This is a genomic window from Acinetobacter sp. FDAARGOS_724, assembly GCF_013364475.1.
GTDB lineage: Bacteria > Pseudomonadota > Gammaproteobacteria > Pseudomonadales > Moraxellaceae > Acinetobacter > Acinetobacter variabilis.
In genome coordinates, this window is sequence record NZ_CP054908.1 from 1891112 (window position 1) to 1907906 (window position 16795).

Genomic DNA, 16795 nt, shown 5'->3' on the forward strand with positions numbered 1-16795 from the left:
CTTTATTATTTAACTCAAAAATGTTGAAACCCCAAAAAGCGGTGTCTTATTCTTCTCACCCGCTATTTCTCGAACTAGTTTAGGAACCAGATACCCCGGTAGGTTCGCTAAAACTTCTGTATAAATCTCATTGATGTGCTCAGCAGGCAAATCAAAATGATGCGCACCTTTTACTTTATCAAGTACATGTAAATAATAGGGCATCACGCCAGCATCAAACAAGCGATAGCTTAAATCAATCAAAACTTGAGCAGAATCATTAACCCCTTTTAATAAAACTGCCTGATTGAGTACCGTGATCTGATGCTGAACCAGCTGATTAAGCTGCTTACAGGTCAGGTCATCCAGCTCTGATGCATGGTTCGAGTGTACCACTAGAATAATACGTAGCCTACTGTTTTTTAACATGCTTAGTAGCTCTTCCTCGATCCGGTTTGGGATCACAATAGGAACTCGTGAATGTATTCTTAAAAATTTGAGATGTGGTACCGATTCTAGTCGTTCAATCCAGGTTTTTAATTTTCGGTTAGATAAGGTCAGTGGATCACCGCCACTCAGAATTACTTCATTAATATCTGGCTGGCTTTCCAGATATTGTTTGATATTAATCCAGTCCTCATTTTTAGGAAGGTTTTCCTGATAGGGGAAATGGCGTCGGAAACAGTAACGACAGTGAACTGCACAGGCACCGGTTAAGGTCAGTAAAAAACGTGACTTATATTTATGTAGAACACCAGGCTGCTGATTGGCTTGTTCTTCACCTAGGGGGTCGGTGACAAATCCCGGATGATCTTCCAGTTCCAGATGATGCGGTAACACTTGTAATAAAAGTGGATCTAAAGGATTGCCTAGCTGCATTCTGGAAACAAAAGCTCGTGGCACACGTAATTTAAAGGCTTGAGAGGCCAGAAGAGCACCAGATAACAGCTGATCTGGGGAAAGCTGTAAAATCTGTAGTAGTTCCTGTGGATCGGTGATCAGGTCGCTCAGTTGCGATTGCCAATTTGCTTCTTGATATAAATACTGTGTCATGCCGGAAGATCAAAAAAAGATGAAGGCGATAGCCAGAAGTGTGCAGTTTAGCAGTTTGTCTACAGATGGGAATGTGAAAGCTGGCTAAAATTTCTCTAAACACGATCAGTTTGCTATGGTATGCAAAAGCATAGAGACTTTTATATGCTTGGAAGACTGGTTATGCACCAGTATTGGAATAGCTGATGCTAAGTTAAGCAGTGTCAGCAAGTTAAAACCGATTTTTTCGTTGCGACTTGGTGTATTGCTCATTTAGAATACGCAACATTAAATGAATGTGCATGTGGCAACTCATGTTCGTGTCAGACTTGCTAAATGACATTGCAACAGCCCATAGCATCAATAGCTTAAAGTTAGTAAGTTTGGAGTGAGCCAATCATGGCCTATTATTCTACGAACGATTTCAAGTCTGGCCTGAAGGTTATGCTTGATGGTAACCCATGTTCAATCATGGAAAACGAATACGTTAAACCAGGTAAAGGCCAGGCGTTCAACCGCGTTAAATTACGTAACCTTCGTAGTGGTAAAGTTTTGGAAAAAACTTTTAAATCTGGTGATTCTCTAGAAGCTGCAGACATCGTAGAAGTAGAAATGGAATACTTGTACAACGATGGCGAAATGTGGAACTTCATGGATCCTGTAACTTTCGAACAGATCGCTGCTGATAAAACAGCAATGGGCGATGCTGCAAAATGGTTAAAAGACGATTCAAATGAAAAATGTACTATCATGTTGTGGAATGGCGTACCTTTAACAGTAAGCCCACCAAACTTTGTAGTATTAAAAATTGTTGAAACTGATCCAGGTGTTCGTGGCGATACTTCTGGCGGTGGCGGTAAACCAGCGAAACTTGAAACAGGTGCAGTAGTACGTGTTCCATTATTCGTTCAGCAAGAAGAAAGCGTTCGCGTAGACACCCGTACTGGTGACTATTTAGAACGTGCATAATGGTCGAAAAATAGACTATTATCAAAGGGGATGACTAAAATCATCCCTTTTTTTATGCCAAAGTCTTAGAGGAATTCGAAAGGAACAAGCGTAAAGTCGCAAGGGAAAACAGCACTACCTCGAATAAAAAAATCACGCTGATTTATATGCTTCACAAAATGAGGGATTGAATGGAAAATTTACAACAGAAGTCAACCATGACTTCGAAAATCATCTGGCTCTTGGTAGCCATAGTTGGGGCAGTCTCCTTCGGGATACTTGCACTCAGTCGTGGTGAGTATGTAAATGCAGTCTGGCTGGTACTGGCCGCAGCCTGTGTGTATAGCATCGCTTACCGTTTCTACAGTTTATTTATTGCCAATAAAGTTTTTGAACTGAACGCACGCCGTTTAACGCCTGCCCATCGTCTGGGTGATGGTCTGGATTATGTGCCGACCAATAAAAGTGTGTTATTCGGTCACCATTTTGCCGCGATTGCCGGTGCGGGTCCTTTAGTCGGTCCAATCCTTGCAGCGCAGATGGGTTACTTGCCGGGCACGATCTGGCTACTGGTCGGTGTGGTACTGGCAGGTGCGGTACAGGACTTCCTGGTATTGTTTATTTCTACTCGTCGTGACGGCCGTTCACTGGGTGAAATGGCGAAACAGGAACTGGGTACCTTTGCCGGTATTATCGTGATGCTCGGTGCGCTGGGTGTGATGATCATCATCCTAGCAGTATTGGCGCTAGTCGTTGTTAAAGCGCTGACCAACAGTCCATGGGGCGTATTCAGTATTGCCGCTACGATTCCGATCGCCATCTTCATGGGTATCTACATGCGATTTATCCGTCCGGGTAAAATTGCAGAAGTTTCGATTATTGGTTTCGTATTGATGATGCTTGGCATTATCTATGGTGAAAACGTTGCACAGCATCCCTACTGGGGACAGCTATTTACCTTAACGGGTACTGAGCTGACTTGGGCTTTGATCATTTATGGTTTTATTGCATCGGTATTACCCGTCTGGTTATTACTTGCGCCGCGTGACTATTTATCTACCTTCCTGAAAATTGGTGTGATTGCCGGTCTGGCGATTGGTATTCTGTTCGCGATGCCGGAAATGAAGTTGCCAGCGATTACCAAATTTGTCGATGGTACAGGCCCAGTATTCGCGGGTTCAATGTTCCCATTCCTGTTTATTACCATTGCCTGCGGTGCGATTTCCGGTTTCCACGCACTGGTTTCTTCAGGGACAACACCGAAACTGGTCAACAACGAACGCGATATCCGGATAATCGGCTATGGCGGTATGCTGATGGAATCCTTTGTAGCGATCATGGCTTTGATCTGTGCCGCGATTCTTGATCCAGGTGTGTACTTCGCGATTAACTCACCAGCAGCACTACTAGGTACAACCGTAGATACTGCGGCTGAAGCAGTACGTAATCTTGGTTTTGTGGTAACACCTGAAGCACTAACATTGCTGGCACAGGAAGTAGGTGAAAATTCGATTCTGTCACGTACGGGTGGTGCACCAACTTTCGCGATTGGTATGGCGCATATCATTACCGAAATCTTTAACAGTCGTGAAATGATGGCCTTCTGGTATCACTTTGCAATTCTGTTTGAAGCTTTATTCATTCTGACCGCAGTAGATGCGGGTACTCGTGCTTGTCGCTTCATGGTTCAGGACACAGTTGGTATCGTGATTCCTGCGGTAAAACAATCTCATAACTTCTTCGGTAATATGCTGGGTACAGCCGTTGCTGTTGCGGGTTGGGGCTTCTTCGTTTATCAAGGTGTCGTTGATCCATTAGGCGGTATTAACAGCTTATGGCCACTGTTCGGTATTGGTAACCAGATTCTGGCTGCAATGGCATTGATTCTGGGTACAGTCATCCTGTTCAAGATGAAGAAAGAGAAATATGTGTGGGTAACCATTGTTCCAACCGTATTCCTGTTTATTACTTCAATGACGGCTGGCTGGCAGAAGATTTTCCATGAAAATCCGAAAATCGGTTTCTTGGCACAGGCAGAGCGTTTCAATACGGCAATTGCGAATAATGAAATTCTGGCACCAGCGAAAACCCTGGCTGAAATGCAGACTGTTGCAATGTCGAACCAGATCAACGCAGCACTTTGTGGCTTCTTTATGATTGTGGCGTTTGTAATGCTATTTGCTGCAATTGGCGTAATCCGTCGAGCCCTGGCGAGCCCGGTACCAACAGTAAATGAAGCAGAAGCAGTATATGGCGATCCTGAAGAAATTCAGCCTGCAAAAGGACATTAAGGAGCAGCGCATGAACTTGAAGTTTGCTAAAGGTGGAAAAGCGGTTATCTATAAAATCATCAAGATGACCGTGATGTCACAAAAAGACCTGATCCTGAACCCGAAAAACTGGTCACGGATTGCGACATTGTGGCAGCGTTTACAGCAGAGTTTCCGCCTGATGGTGGGTGTGCCTGATTATCAGACCTATTTGGCGCATATGAAAAAGCACCATCCTGATCTGGAAGCGATGGACCCTAAAACATTTTATCGTCACTGTGTAGATTCTCGTTATCCATCTGCCGGTGGAGAGATGAAGAAGTGTCCATGCTAATGCATGAATAAAATGAGCGCCTTTCGGGGCGCTTTTTTATGGGAAAATTTTAGGATTCAAACAAGATAAAACAAAATCATGATCTATTTTGACATTGGGAATTTAAATTTTTAAAAGTCTCTATCTTTTAGGTATAAGTTCAGATCTCAAAGATTTTTAATAGCTGGTTATTTCTAATAAATATGCCAATCAAAATGCAACTTATCTAAACTTTAATCTTAAAGCTTCAATTAGTTCTTATAGCAAATCTAATCATGTAAAATTCCCAATTTATTCCGTAGAAATAAAGCCGGCAGATGACTGATCTTTGGGGAATTTTAAAAAACAGTGTATGTTAATCCTACAGCATGTTTTATTAGGGAAAATATTGTGATCTGGGGCATGAAACAAAAAGAAAAGCTGGATATTGCGCACGATAATGATGAGCTTGAACAGAAGCTGGCTGATTATGCACCCAAGATTCAAAAATTTTTCGAAGAAATTAATGCGATTGTTCTGGATAAACATGCACAGACCAGATTAGCACTATGCTGTCTGATTGCAGGCGGGCATGTTTTGTTTGAAGATTTACCTGGTTTGGGCAAGACAACATTGGCAAGCAGCCTAGCCCATCTCGCAGGACTGAAATTTCAGCGGATCCAGTTTACCAATGACATGCTGGCTAGTGATGTGATTGGTATCAATATGTTTAACCAGAAAGAACATCAGTTCGAGTTTAAACAGGGACCTATTTTTACCCAGATTTTGCTGGCAGATGAAATTAACCGTTCCAGTCCCAAAACTCAGAGTGCCTTGCTGGAAGCGATGGAAGAAGGCTATACCACTGTGGATGGGATACGTTATGCCTTGCCTAAACCATTTTGGGTAATCGCAACCCAAAACCCGTTATTTCAAAGTGGCACTTATGCCTTGCCTGAATCTCAGCTAGACCGTTTTTTAATGCGCCTGTCTTTGGGTTATCCATCCCGTCATGCTGAAAAACTTTTATTACAGCAAGAATCTCGTTTTGCTTTGATCGCTAGCTTGGCACATGTATTTACTGAAAATGAAGTGCTGGAATTACAGCAGTTGACCCAGCAGATTTTTATCAGTGAAACGGTCCAGGAATATATGCTGGATCTTGCGGAAGAAACTCGCAAGAAACGCCAAGGCTTATCAACACGAGGTTTGCTGGCGCTTAAACGTGCAGCACAGGCCAATGCCATCATTCAGCAACGTAGCTTTGTAACTCCAGACGATGTGCAAGCCGTTTTTGTGGCAGTCGCCGCCCATCGTCTGGGACTGAGCGATGCAGAAACATTAAATGTGATGCAACAGGTTGCAGTCAGTTAAAGGAGTCCGCTCTTGGATAAAACCTGGCAAAACTGGCTGGCGAAACGTTTTCAATTTTCACAGCAAAAACAGCTTTCCCAAAAGGATGTACTGGTCTTTATTTATCAGCAGGGTTATCTATATCTGGTTCTGATTTTTATCACCTTTATTGCTGGCGTGAATTATGCCAATAACCTGATCTTAGGTTTCTGCTTTCTGATCAGTGCAGTGCTATGTGTCAGCTTCTATCTGACCTTTAAACAGTTGCATGATCTGGATATTGAAATGGTTGCTGAAGACGTCGGACAGGTGGGTGATGCACTCAATTTGCATTTTTATGTTCAGCAAGCCACAGCCCGGCCGCGTTATCTGTATATTAAGGCCGGCAATCAGCTGGAGAAAGTTTATCTGACTGAAAAAAAGCAGCATTGGGTGCTGCCATTTTATGCAGAACGTCGCGGTAAATTTGAGTATCCGGTGATTCAGATCTATTCAGTCTATCCTTTTGGTCTGGTTCGAGCATGGACCTACCTTTATCATCATCAGTTTGCCTGGGTGGCACCCAAAGCCCAAAATAACACTTCGGAAAACAAGATTTATCAAAATAGCTTTGAACCGGATATGGATGAGTTCCGTGAATTACGAAATTATCAATCTGGAGACTCATTGCAGGCGGTTTCCTGGAAACAGTTTGCACGTGGGCAAGGCTTATATGTCAAAGTCTTTGAACAGTATCAGGATGAACATAGCATTGAGATTCATTATGAACATATGCCTAGCCAGTCGCATGAGGAGAAACTGGGCTTGATGATGGGACTGATTGAGCAATGTGAGCAGCAGCAATGTGCATATGCGTTACATTTACCACAGGTAGAATTGCCGCAGGGAGCAGGTGAAGAACAGTTACGTAAGGCTAAACAATTATTGGCTCAGGCATAACGGGTGAATCTATGATTGATGGAAAAATCCGAATTTCGATCGTCTTGACCCTAGGCTTGATCATCCTTGCCCAAGTAGCTTTCATCCCGGTGCTGCTCAGCATTATCTTTGTCATTAGCCTACTGTGTATCTGGATTTTTCTTAAACGGCAAAAGCCATTTCCTAAAATAGGGACTTTTCTACTCACTGGTTTGGCATTAGGTAGTATTTATCTCAGCCACCAAAGTTTTATTGGAGTGGAGGCAGGTGTTGCAGTTCTTTCCACTTTTTTATTTGCCAAATCACTGGAAACGAAAAACCGGCGGGATCTGATTATCCTGTTTAATTTTGCGCTTTTTGTTGCGGCCAGTTCATTTCTATATAGCCAGTCTTTTGGTATGGCTGTTGTGATTATTCTATGCTTGTTGAGCTGTCTAATTGGTTTATACCGGATTCAGACCAGTGAGTTTCAGCAGAGTCAGCAATCACCACGTATAGCCTTGCAGCAAGATGCCAAATATGTCGGTAGCTTTGTGCTTTATGCTCTGCCGTTTTTTATTTTGTTATTCATCTTCTTTCCGCGTTTGCCACCGCTTTGGCATATCCCGATTCCAGAAAATAAAGGCGTGACCGGGATCGGTGATAGTATGTCACCGGGAGATATTGCTGAATTATCTCAATCTAATGCTTTGGCTTTCCGGATTATTGGTAATGTTAGTAAACTGCCGCCACGTTCAGAGTTGTATTGGCGGGCATTGGTGCTAGATGAGTATGATGGACAACGCTGGACCAGTAGCTTTATTAATCAGCAGCCTTTAATCCGTCAGCCTGGAGAAGTTGTTCCAGTATCCCCATCAGGGTGGAATTACCAATATCTGGCTGCTGATCCTTCTGTGTTCTGGGTGATGGGGCTGGAAAAATCGATGCCTTTGGAACGCCGTTATTATAATCGTCAGGATTGGAGTATCGTACCAAGGCGTTTGACCCAAAGGGTAGAACCGATTCATCTGCAATGGCTAGGTAGTCAAAATACTGAAAGTATTTTACCGGAGCAATTTGTTCAGCGACTGAATACCCAGACTCAAATCCATTTGGATACTCAGGCACAACAGTTGGCACAGCGTTTATATCTACAAAGTGGGGAGGATCCGCGACGTTATATCCGAACAGTCTTGAACTGGTACCAGCAAAATCATTTTGTATATACCCTGAAACCAGGTGTACTCGGCAAAAACCGGATTGATGAATTTCTGTTTAAATCCCGGCAGGGTTTTTGTGAACACTATGCTTCCAGTTTTGTGATGCTTATGCGATATGTGGGAATTCCGGCACGTGTGGTCACAGGTTATCAAGGTGGACAATTGGCACCCGATGGGAAAAGTTGGGAGGTTCGTCAGTTGGATGCTCATGCCTGGACAGAAGTCTGGATTGACCAAAGATGGCAGCGTTTTGATCCTACCGCAATGGTAGCTCCGCAACGTATTGATGATGGGATGCAAAACTTAATCTCGCAAGATGAGCGAGTATGGGCAAGTCATTCTGGTTGGACATCACAGCGTAATGTATGGCTGACCAAACTAAGAGTCTGGAGTGATTATGCAAGTTACCAATGGCAAAGTAAGGTCGTGGGCTATAATGCAGAATCTCAACAAGGCTGGTTAGCGAAGCTAGGTCTAAGTTCAGTTTATTCCAGTGTGATCATTCTCATATCCGGTATTGGCATACTCATATTGCTTTATATTCTAAAAATCTACCTTAAAGCTCGACAATTACAGTCACCCTTTGATTACTCCATTCAGCAATTTAATCAGACTTTAAAAAAAGATTTAAAAAGACAACCTGCAGAGACTTTTCACCAATGGATGTTAAGGCTATCTCAGCAAGTTCAGGATAAAGATCAGTCTGTATTTTTTGAAGCAATCAGACTATTTGAAAAATCAATTTATTCTGGTAGGGAATTCTCAGACCAAGATCTGAAACAATTCAAAGATTTGCTTAAAACTTGTACGTATATATTGAAAATTAAATGAAAAGGCTTGTCTTAGGATCGAAAAATTTATAATATGCCAAGCATTCTAGGTGTATAGCTCAGTTGGTTAGAGCGCTACGTTGACATCGTAGAGGTCTCCAGTTCGAGTCTGGATATACCTACCAAGATTCAAAACTATATGTTATAAGGGTTCTAAGTGAAAACAGTAGCTTAAAACCCTTTTTTTATGCCTACAATAAAAAATACCTTTATCCGCATTATCTTTAAAATTACTGCTTTTTACCGATTATAAGGCTTAAATTACGTCATGAAACTATTTAAGTTAAGCTAAGAAAAAGCAAAAGGCAGGGCGTTTTGATATTCATTTTTATGACACGCGACATGAAGCACTCAACCCTTTGTGAATAATTAGAAATTATCGATTGATGTGCTGGCCCTGATCACTGGGCGTATATCAAGGTGCTTGTAAATACTTACTACATCCGGGATCGAAGATTTTGCTGACATGTTAGAGGCAGCATACGAAAAGCCTTATTCAGTTAATGGGGTAGGGTAACTATGTGGGTAGTGAGGCTGAGGATTTGTGTGTGATACGAGATTGTTAATCTTCAGTTATTGTAAAGTGATGAATTATTAGGTCAGTATTATTTGTATCATATATTATAGAAACTAATACATCATATATAGCAGTTAGCTCATCTAGGCTATTGAAAGCGCTCTTTCTATTTATACGCTTATATATATCAAAAGTATTTTTTTGAACTTCTTCGGCATGGTTAATTTTTTCTTTAGTGGGTGTAATTAACTTTCGAATATCACCTTCTATTACTTCGCTATTCTGATCGAGTGATTTGATAGACCCTTACGACAATTCTAATATTTTTTGTAAATTATTTATTTTTAATACGTTTTTATCCAAAGCTATGAGTAACATATTAAGGGATTGTATTTTTGATTCAAATTTTCTTTGTTCATCTGCACGATCTTTCTATTTTTTTTGCAATTTTTATCTGTTCAATTATTTGTCTATAATCAAAAATTGCAGACTTAGCGCTAATATGCCTATCAGAATCTGAATCTGTCCTGAATTGCTCTTAGCCCCTGTCGAAAAACTAACTAAATAATTCAGCATAAAATAAGTCCTTATTGTAAGTTAATCAGCATTCTACCCAAATTTAATTAGAAGATTCTTATTAATTAAACCAACGTACTGGCATCATCTAAAGCCTATTAAACCAATAAAACCAATTTTTTATTGCAATTACGGTCGATACATTTCCAGTGTTTGTAAAGGTAATTAAAAAAATGCACATAATTTAAACTGAAGAAAGAGTAGAAAGGTGACTATTATTTAGGTTGTCTTAAGCCTTCAGGATCAACTATCAATTTATCAGGTGCAGATCATAAATTTCGATAGGAAAGCACAGATCTGTTTCAATTCGCTTTTTAACCCATACTTATGGAAATTACGGTCATTGATAATTTATTTTCATGATACCCAACATGTAGATAAAAATTGATGGCAAAAAACTGAATTAAGCACACTTTAAGTTTATAGGTGAATTTGTTTGATTTTTAATTTAAGTAATTGAATTATAATGATTAAATTATAGTTTTTGGTAAAATTAAGCAAAATTCGCAAATTAACCTTCTAATGCAAAAATCACATGGTTTGGCAATGTGCCAATTCGAAAAAAGGTTCATTTTCACGTAGAATACTGCTGTCGGTGAATCACACTGACGATCTATACGAATTTTTCAGGCAAAGTTGAATATGTATTGATATTCCTTTGACTAAGGTGCAACCAGCACCACTACTTTCAAAGTTTATTTAAGTAACCGGTTCGCTGAAATTAGGCCAAAAGCCTGATGATCAGAAACTCAATCCAAAGCAAGGGGCTATATATGGCTGGTGGAAAGTCAACAATCATTTACACACTGACCGACGAGGCGCCATTATTGGCGACTTACTCTCTACTGCCGATCATTGAGACCTTTACTAAGCCGGCGGGCGTTGAGATTATTAAGACAGACATCTCTGTAGCCGCACGCGTACTTGCAGAATTCGCAGACTATCTAAGCGATGAGCAGAAAGTTTCAGATAACCTGGCAGAATTAGGTCGTCTTACCCAAGATCCAGATACTAATATCATTAAACTCCCTAATATTAGTGCATCTGTTGCTCAGTTGACGTCATGTATTAAAGAACTTCAGTCTAAGGGCTATGCACTGCCTGACTATCCAGAAAACCCGACTACTGAAGAAGAAAAAGCAATTAAAGCGCGTTATAGCAAGTGCTTAGGTTCAGCAGTGAACCCGGTACTTCGTGAAGGTAACTCTGACCGTCGTGCGCCGACAGCAGTGAAAAACTACGCGAAAAAACACCCACATTCTATGGGTGAATGGAAACCTTGGTCACAAACTCACGTTTCACACATGCAAGAAGGCGACTTCTACCATGGTGAAAAGTCTATGACTTTAGACCGTGCGCGTAATGTGAAAATGGAACTGATCACTAAGTCTGGTGAAACTATCGTTCTTAAGCCAAAAGTTGCGCTTCAAGACGGTGAAATCATCGACTCAATGTTTATGAGCAAAAAAGCGCTTTGCGACTTCTATGAAAAAGAATTAGAAGATTGTAAAGAAGCTGGCATCCTGTTCTCTTTACACGTTAAAGCGACCATGATGAAAGTGTCACACCCGATCGTATTCGGTCACTGTGTGCGTATTTACTACAAAGATGCATTTGAGAAACACGGTAAACTGTTCGACGAGCTAGGCATTAACGTAAATAACGGTATGGCTGGTCTTTACGAAAAAATCGAATCTTTACCGACTTCTTTACGTGAAGAAATCATTGAAGATCTTCATGCATGTCAAGAACACCGTCCAGCACTTGCGATGGTTGATTCAGCAAAAGGTATTACTAACTTCCATTCTCCAAACGACGTGATTGTAGATGCTTCTATGCCTGCAATGATCCGTACTGGCGGTAAAATGTGGGGTGCTGATGGTAAACCTTACGACTGTAAAGCAGTCATGCCTGAATCTACTTTCGCACGTATTTACCAGGAAATGATCAACTTCTGTAAATGGAATGGTAACTTCGACCCACGTACTATGGGTACAGTTCCTAACGTTGGTCTGATGGCTCAAAAAGCTGAAGAATACGGTTCTCACGACAAGACTTTCGAAATTCCAGAAGCTGGTGTTGCGAACATCACTGACCTTGAAACAGGTGAAGTGTTGATGTCTCAAAACGTGGAAGAAGGCGATATCTGGCGTATGTGCCAGGTGAAAGACGCACCGATCCGCGACTGGGTGAAATTGGCTGTAACTCGTGCACGTAACTCTGGCATGCCTGCTATCTTCTGGCTTGACCCGTACCGTCCACACGAAAACGAACTGATCAAAAAAGTTCAAACATACCTAAAAGACCACGATACAGAAGGTTTAGACATCCAAATCATGTCTCAAGTACGTGCGATGCGTTATACACTTGAACGTGTTGCTCGCGGTCTGGATACGATTTCTGTAACTGGTAACATCCTGCGTGACTACCTGACTGACTTGTTCCCAATCATGGAACTGGGTACTTCTGCGAAAATGCTGTCTATCGTGCCTTTAATGGCAGGTGGCGGTATGTACGAAACTGGTGCTGGTGGTTCTGCGCCTAAACATGTACAACAGTTGGTAGAAGAAAACCACTTACGTTGGGATTCTCTAGGGGAGTTCTTGGCATTGGCTGTTTCTCTGGAAGAAATGGGCATTAAAGAAAACAATGCACGTGCGAAACTGCTTGCGAAAACACTGGATGCTGCGACTGGTAAATTGCTTGACAATGACAAGTCTCCCTCACGTCGTACTGGCGAGCTAGACAACCGTGGCAGCCACTTCTACCTAGCTAAATTCTGGGCTGAAGAACTTGTAGCGCAAGACGAAGATGCAGAATTGAAAGCGAAATTTGCACCGATCGCTCAATCTCTTGCTGAAAATGAAGAGAAGATCGTAAGCGAATTGAATGCAGTTCAAGGCCAATCTGTAGATATCGGTGGTTACTATGCGGTTGATCCTGCGAAAGTAAATGCTGTAATGCGTCCAAGTGCTACATTGAACCAAATCATTGAGTCACTAAACGCTTAATCAGGCTGTACTAGCTTTAAAGATCGTAAAGTGAATAAAACCGGTGCTTAGGCGCCGGTTTTTTATTGTTTTTAGATATACATTTAAATAATAAATGAAGGAAATAGGATACGAGTTAAGTTTCTGATCTATCATTATTTGATTAAATGATCGAGATGATTAAAAAATAATTCTGAACTTGTTATATTGATTTAAAGTATAAACGCTATATTAAAAAAGGTTTTATTGACCTGGGTAGGGTAGAGCCATGAGTAATCAGATATTCATACAGCAGACTTTTGATGGTCCGGTGGATATTATTGGCGATATTCATGGTGAGATTGATGCGCTACAACAATTGTTAGAAGTTTTGGGCTACGATCTGCAAGGTCGTCATTCTGAACAGCGTAAACTGATTTTTGTCGGGGATCTGTGTGATCGTGGACCAGACAGTATCGCTGTCATCAGACAGGTTAAAACCTTAATAGAAAATGGCAATGCGCAATGCATTCTAGGTAATCATGAAATCAACTTGTTAACCGATACGCTACGGGAAGGCAATGGCTGGTTTTTTGGTTCACCGCATCAGGATGATCTCAAAACTTTTGATTCAGTTCAGGCTTCAATTCAGGATCGTGCATGGATTCTAGAATTTCTAAACAGCCTGCCTTTGGCTCTAGATGCACCCCATTTAAGAATTGTGCATGCTTGCTGGGATACGCAGGCAATTCAACAATTGAAATCTGTTCCTTTTAATTCAATCAGACAGGCTTATGATTATTTTGTCCTGAAAAATGAGCTTGAGTTGCAGACGTTAGGCTTTGATGAATATATCCAGAGTGAACAGCAGCAATACCAAGGACAATTCAAGGATCCAGCAGCTAGCATTCCCTTATTAAAATATATCGCTGAGAAAGAGTTACGCGACCAGATGCAAAATCCGATTCGTACCTTAAGCTCAGGCGCAGAGAAAATTGCGCAACGTCCAGTCTATGCAGGGGGACGCTGGCGCATGATTGATCGTTTGCCATGGTGGGAGTGTTATACAGATACGATACCTGTCGTGATTGGCCATTATTGGCGAAACTTTAAAACCACCGAAGAAAAATCCGGTCTGTTTAAGCATATTGATGCCCTGCAATGGTTTGGACAGCAGCAGAATGTATTCTGTGTGGACTATTCAGTAGGCAGGCGTTATCGTGACCGACAGCAACAGGCTGAGTATGCTCATCATCTTGGGGCTTTAAGACTGCCTGAAAATCTGGTGATTTTTGAAGATGACCAGCAGTATTTCACTCAAAAAATGACGTAAAAAAAGCAGCCACGAAGACTGCTTTTTTAATGAAATTAGCGGATCATTCCACTTCTACAATTTCAAAATCGTGGGTGATTTCGACACCACCATCAGACAGCATTTTGCTGGCAGAGCAGTATTTCTCAGCAGAAAGCTCTACCGCTTTAGCGACTTGTTTCTCTTTGATGCCTTTACCGCTGACCACAAAGTGTAGATGGATTTTGGTAAATACTGCAGGAATTGTATCGGCGCGTTCTGCTTTTAATTCACAGCGAACATCAGTAATTTCCTGACGTGCTTTCTTTAAAATTGTCACAATGTCAAAAGAAGCACAACCGCCCAGACCGGTTAAAATCAGTTCCATTGGGCGAGGACCACGGTTTTCACCGCCATATTCAGGTGAACCATCCATGATGATACTGTGACCACTTTGAGTTTTTGCTTCAAAAGCAACATTCTCTAGCCAATGAACACTCGTTTGCATTGCAACTACCTAAAAAAAGCTATAAATTTACGAAGTAACTGTACACTAACATAAATTGGGTTGATAAGGAATTTCAATCCCACTGTGTGACAAGTTCACATTAGGTCTTGTGCGATCTATAAATTATCCATATTCGGAACTGTAAGCATGACTTCAAACTTTTCACAATTAAGCACAGACGCACTTTCGCCGGGGCAACTACCTGTATCAGTGAAAGCGTTATTAAAACGTGCATATATCAATCGCTATCCAAAACGTACCACGATCGTGGATGCAGGGTCAGAATCTAAATCTCTGTATTTAATTCTGAAGGGGTCTGTGTCTATCATTCTTCGTGAAGATGATGAACGTGAGATTGTGGTAGCTTATTTAAATGCGGGAGACTTCTTTGGGGAAATGGGTCTTTTCGAAGCAAATCCACAGCGTACTGCGGAAGTGCGTACTCGTGATGTCTGTGAAATTGCTGAAATTACCTATGAAAACTTTCATGAAATTAGCAAACAATATCCAGACCTTAGCTATGCAGTTTTTGCCCAGCTGGTTCGCCGTCTGAAAAATACCACACGTAAAGTGACTGACCTGGCATTTATTGATGTATCTGGTCGTATTGCGCGTTGTCTGATTGACCTGTCATCTCAGCCAGAAGCGATGATCTTGCCAAATGGTCGTCAAATCCGTATTACCCGTCAGGAAATCGGCCGTATTGTAGGCTGTTCACGTGAAATGGTCGGTCGTGTTCTAAAAACTCTAGAAGAACAGGGCATGATTGAAACCGATGGTAAGGCGATTCTGATTTTTGATGCATCGCTGGAAGAACCTGAAGCACTGGGTGCTGGCGAGTTCGAAGACGAATAAGCCAAAAGCACGATAAAAAGCAAATCTTCGGGTTTGCTTTTTTTATTCCTGTTTAAAAATTTCAGCCTGATTTAGAACATAACAAATTGGCACAAGCTTGTTAGAAAAGATGATTTAAGTCCGTCTTATAATTCCGATAGGCTATAGCACACTTGCTCTTGATAAATAACAGATAAACTTAAAGGACATTTTTATGCAATTCAGACCATTGGCGGATACGGGAATCTTATTGCCAGAAATCTGTTTGGGCACCATGACTTTTGGTGAGCAAAATACTCAGGAAGAGGCTTTTCAGCAATTAGACTATGCCTTGGATCAAGGTTTATATTTCTGGGATACCGCAGAAATGTATCCAGTGCCACCTAAGGCAGAAACGCAGGGTGCAACTGAACGCATTATTGGTAACTGGATTGCTTCACGCGGTGGTCGTGACAAACTGTTTTTAGCTTCGAAAATTGCGGGTCCGTCACAAGGTGGGAGCCATATCCGTGATGGTCAGACTAAGTTCGTGGCTTCGGAAATTGCATCAGCAATTGATAATTCATTGTCACGTTTGCAAACTGATTATATCGATCTGTACCAATTGCACTGGCCACAGCGTGCGACTAATTTCTTTGGCAAGCTGGGTTATGGCAATGCAGAAGCTGCAGATGATCGTGCCGTAACGAATCTGGAAGAAACCCTGACGGCTTTGCATGACGAAATTAAGAAGGGTCGTATCCGTTATATTGGCCTGTCGAATGAAACCCCTTGGGGCACCATGAAGTTCCTGCATCTGGCAGAGAAACTGGGACTGTCCAAATTTGTTAGCGTGCAAAATCCATATAGCCTACTGAATCGTACTTATGAAATTGGCATGTCGGAAATTGCCAAATATGAAGGTGTGGGTTTGTTGGCTTATTCACCGCTGGCATTTGGTTATCTGACTGGTAAATTCCGCAATGGTGCACGTCCAGCCAATGCACGTGTGACTTTATTCTCTCGTTTTAGCCGTTATAGCAATCCGGAAAGCGAGTGGGCCGTCGAGCAATATGCACAACTGGCTGAGCAGCATGGCCTGACATTAACCCAGTTGTCACTGGCTTTCATTAAACAGCAGTTCTTCGTGACCAGTACCATTATCGGTGCGACCAATCTGGATCAGCTCAAAGAAAACATTCAGGCGTTTGACGTGAATCTGTCTGAAGAAGTCTTGCAGGGCATTGAAGTGATTCACCGTCAGCAGCCCAATCCGGCACCATAATCGTTTAATTGTTCT

General features: G+C 41.7%; 12 protein-coding genes and 1 tRNA gene. 11 read left to right on the forward strand and 2 right to left on the reverse strand.

Translation table 11 applies throughout. The features are described 5' to 3' along the window. Positions 1–9: 9 nt before the first annotated feature. Positions 10–1032, reverse strand: a complete 1023-nt coding sequence (gene epmB / locus FOC32_RS10230) for an EF-P beta-lysylation protein EpmB (RefSeq protein WP_175967293.1) — start codon at positions 1030–1032, stop codon at positions 10–12. 378 nt (positions 1033–1410) lie between these two features. Between epmB and efp the strand changes: the two genes are divergently transcribed. From efp to FOC32_RS10275, 9 genes are all read left to right on the forward strand, one after another. Continuing rightward, complete coding sequence (gene efp, locus FOC32_RS10235) at positions 1411–1980, forward strand: elongation factor P (protein ID WP_004782608.1); 570 nt, start codon at positions 1411–1413, stop codon at positions 1978–1980. Between the two features lie 170 nt (positions 1981–2150). After that, positions 2151–4250 (forward strand): carbon starvation CstA family protein, encoded by a 2100-nt coding sequence (locus FOC32_RS10240; protein WP_175967294.1) that lies wholly within the window; start codon positions 2151–2153, stop codon positions 4248–4250. 10 nt (positions 4251–4260) lie between these two features. Continuing rightward, positions 4261–4563: a YbdD/YjiX family protein gene (locus FOC32_RS10245; protein WP_104426300.1), complete on the forward strand. Its 303-nt coding sequence runs from the start codon at positions 4261–4263 to the stop codon at positions 4561–4563. Positions 4564–4944: 381 nt separating this feature from the next. After that, the gene (locus FOC32_RS10250) at positions 4945–5895 is read left to right on the forward strand and encodes an AAA family ATPase (protein ID WP_175967295.1); all 951 of its coding nucleotides are present in this window, start codon (positions 4945–4947) and stop codon (positions 5893–5895) included. 12 nt (positions 5896–5907) lie between these two features. Next, positions 5908–6813 carry a DUF58 domain-containing protein gene (locus tag FOC32_RS10255; RefSeq protein WP_175967297.1) on the forward strand — a complete coding sequence of 302 codons (906 nt, stop codon included), beginning with the start codon at positions 5908–5910 and terminating at the stop codon, positions 6811–6813. An 11-nt stretch (positions 6814–6824) separates the two neighbouring features. After that, a complete protein-coding gene (locus FOC32_RS10260) occupies positions 6825–8822 on the forward strand; it encodes a transglutaminaseTgpA domain-containing protein (protein WP_034170022.1) in 1998 nt (665 codons plus the stop codon). A gap of 47 nt (positions 8823–8869) precedes the next feature. After that, positions 8870–8946, forward strand: a tRNA-Val gene (locus tag FOC32_RS10265). 1741 nt (positions 8947–10687) lie between these two features. Then, positions 10688–12925, forward strand: a complete 2238-nt coding sequence (locus tag FOC32_RS10270) for an NADP-dependent isocitrate dehydrogenase (RefSeq protein WP_005235022.1) — start codon at positions 10688–10690, stop codon at positions 12923–12925. A gap of 247 nt (positions 12926–13172) precedes the next feature. After that, a complete protein-coding gene (locus tag FOC32_RS10275; protein ID WP_034170010.1) occupies positions 13173–14216 on the forward strand; it encodes a metallophosphoesterase in 1044 nt (347 codons plus the stop codon). A gap of 43 nt (positions 14217–14259) precedes the next feature. On the opposite strand, the gene FOC32_RS10280 is transcribed toward FOC32_RS10275, so the two are convergent. After that, the gene (locus FOC32_RS10280) at positions 14260–14682 is read right to left on the reverse strand and encodes an OsmC family protein (protein ID WP_004782528.1); all 423 of its coding nucleotides are present in this window, start codon (positions 14680–14682) and stop codon (positions 14260–14262) included. Between the two features lie 147 nt (positions 14683–14829). On the opposite strand from FOC32_RS10280, the gene crp reads away from it, so the two are divergent. Further along, positions 14830–15537, forward strand: coding sequence for a cAMP-activated global transcriptional regulator CRP (gene crp / locus FOC32_RS10285; RefSeq protein WP_005235028.1), 708 nt, complete (start codon positions 14830–14832; stop codon positions 15535–15537). Between the two features lie 193 nt (positions 15538–15730). Continuing rightward, positions 15731–16780 (forward strand): NADP(H)-dependent aldo-keto reductase, encoded by a 1050-nt coding sequence (locus FOC32_RS10290; protein WP_005235029.1) that lies wholly within the window; start codon positions 15731–15733, stop codon positions 16778–16780. Positions 16781–16795 lie beyond the last annotated feature (15 nt).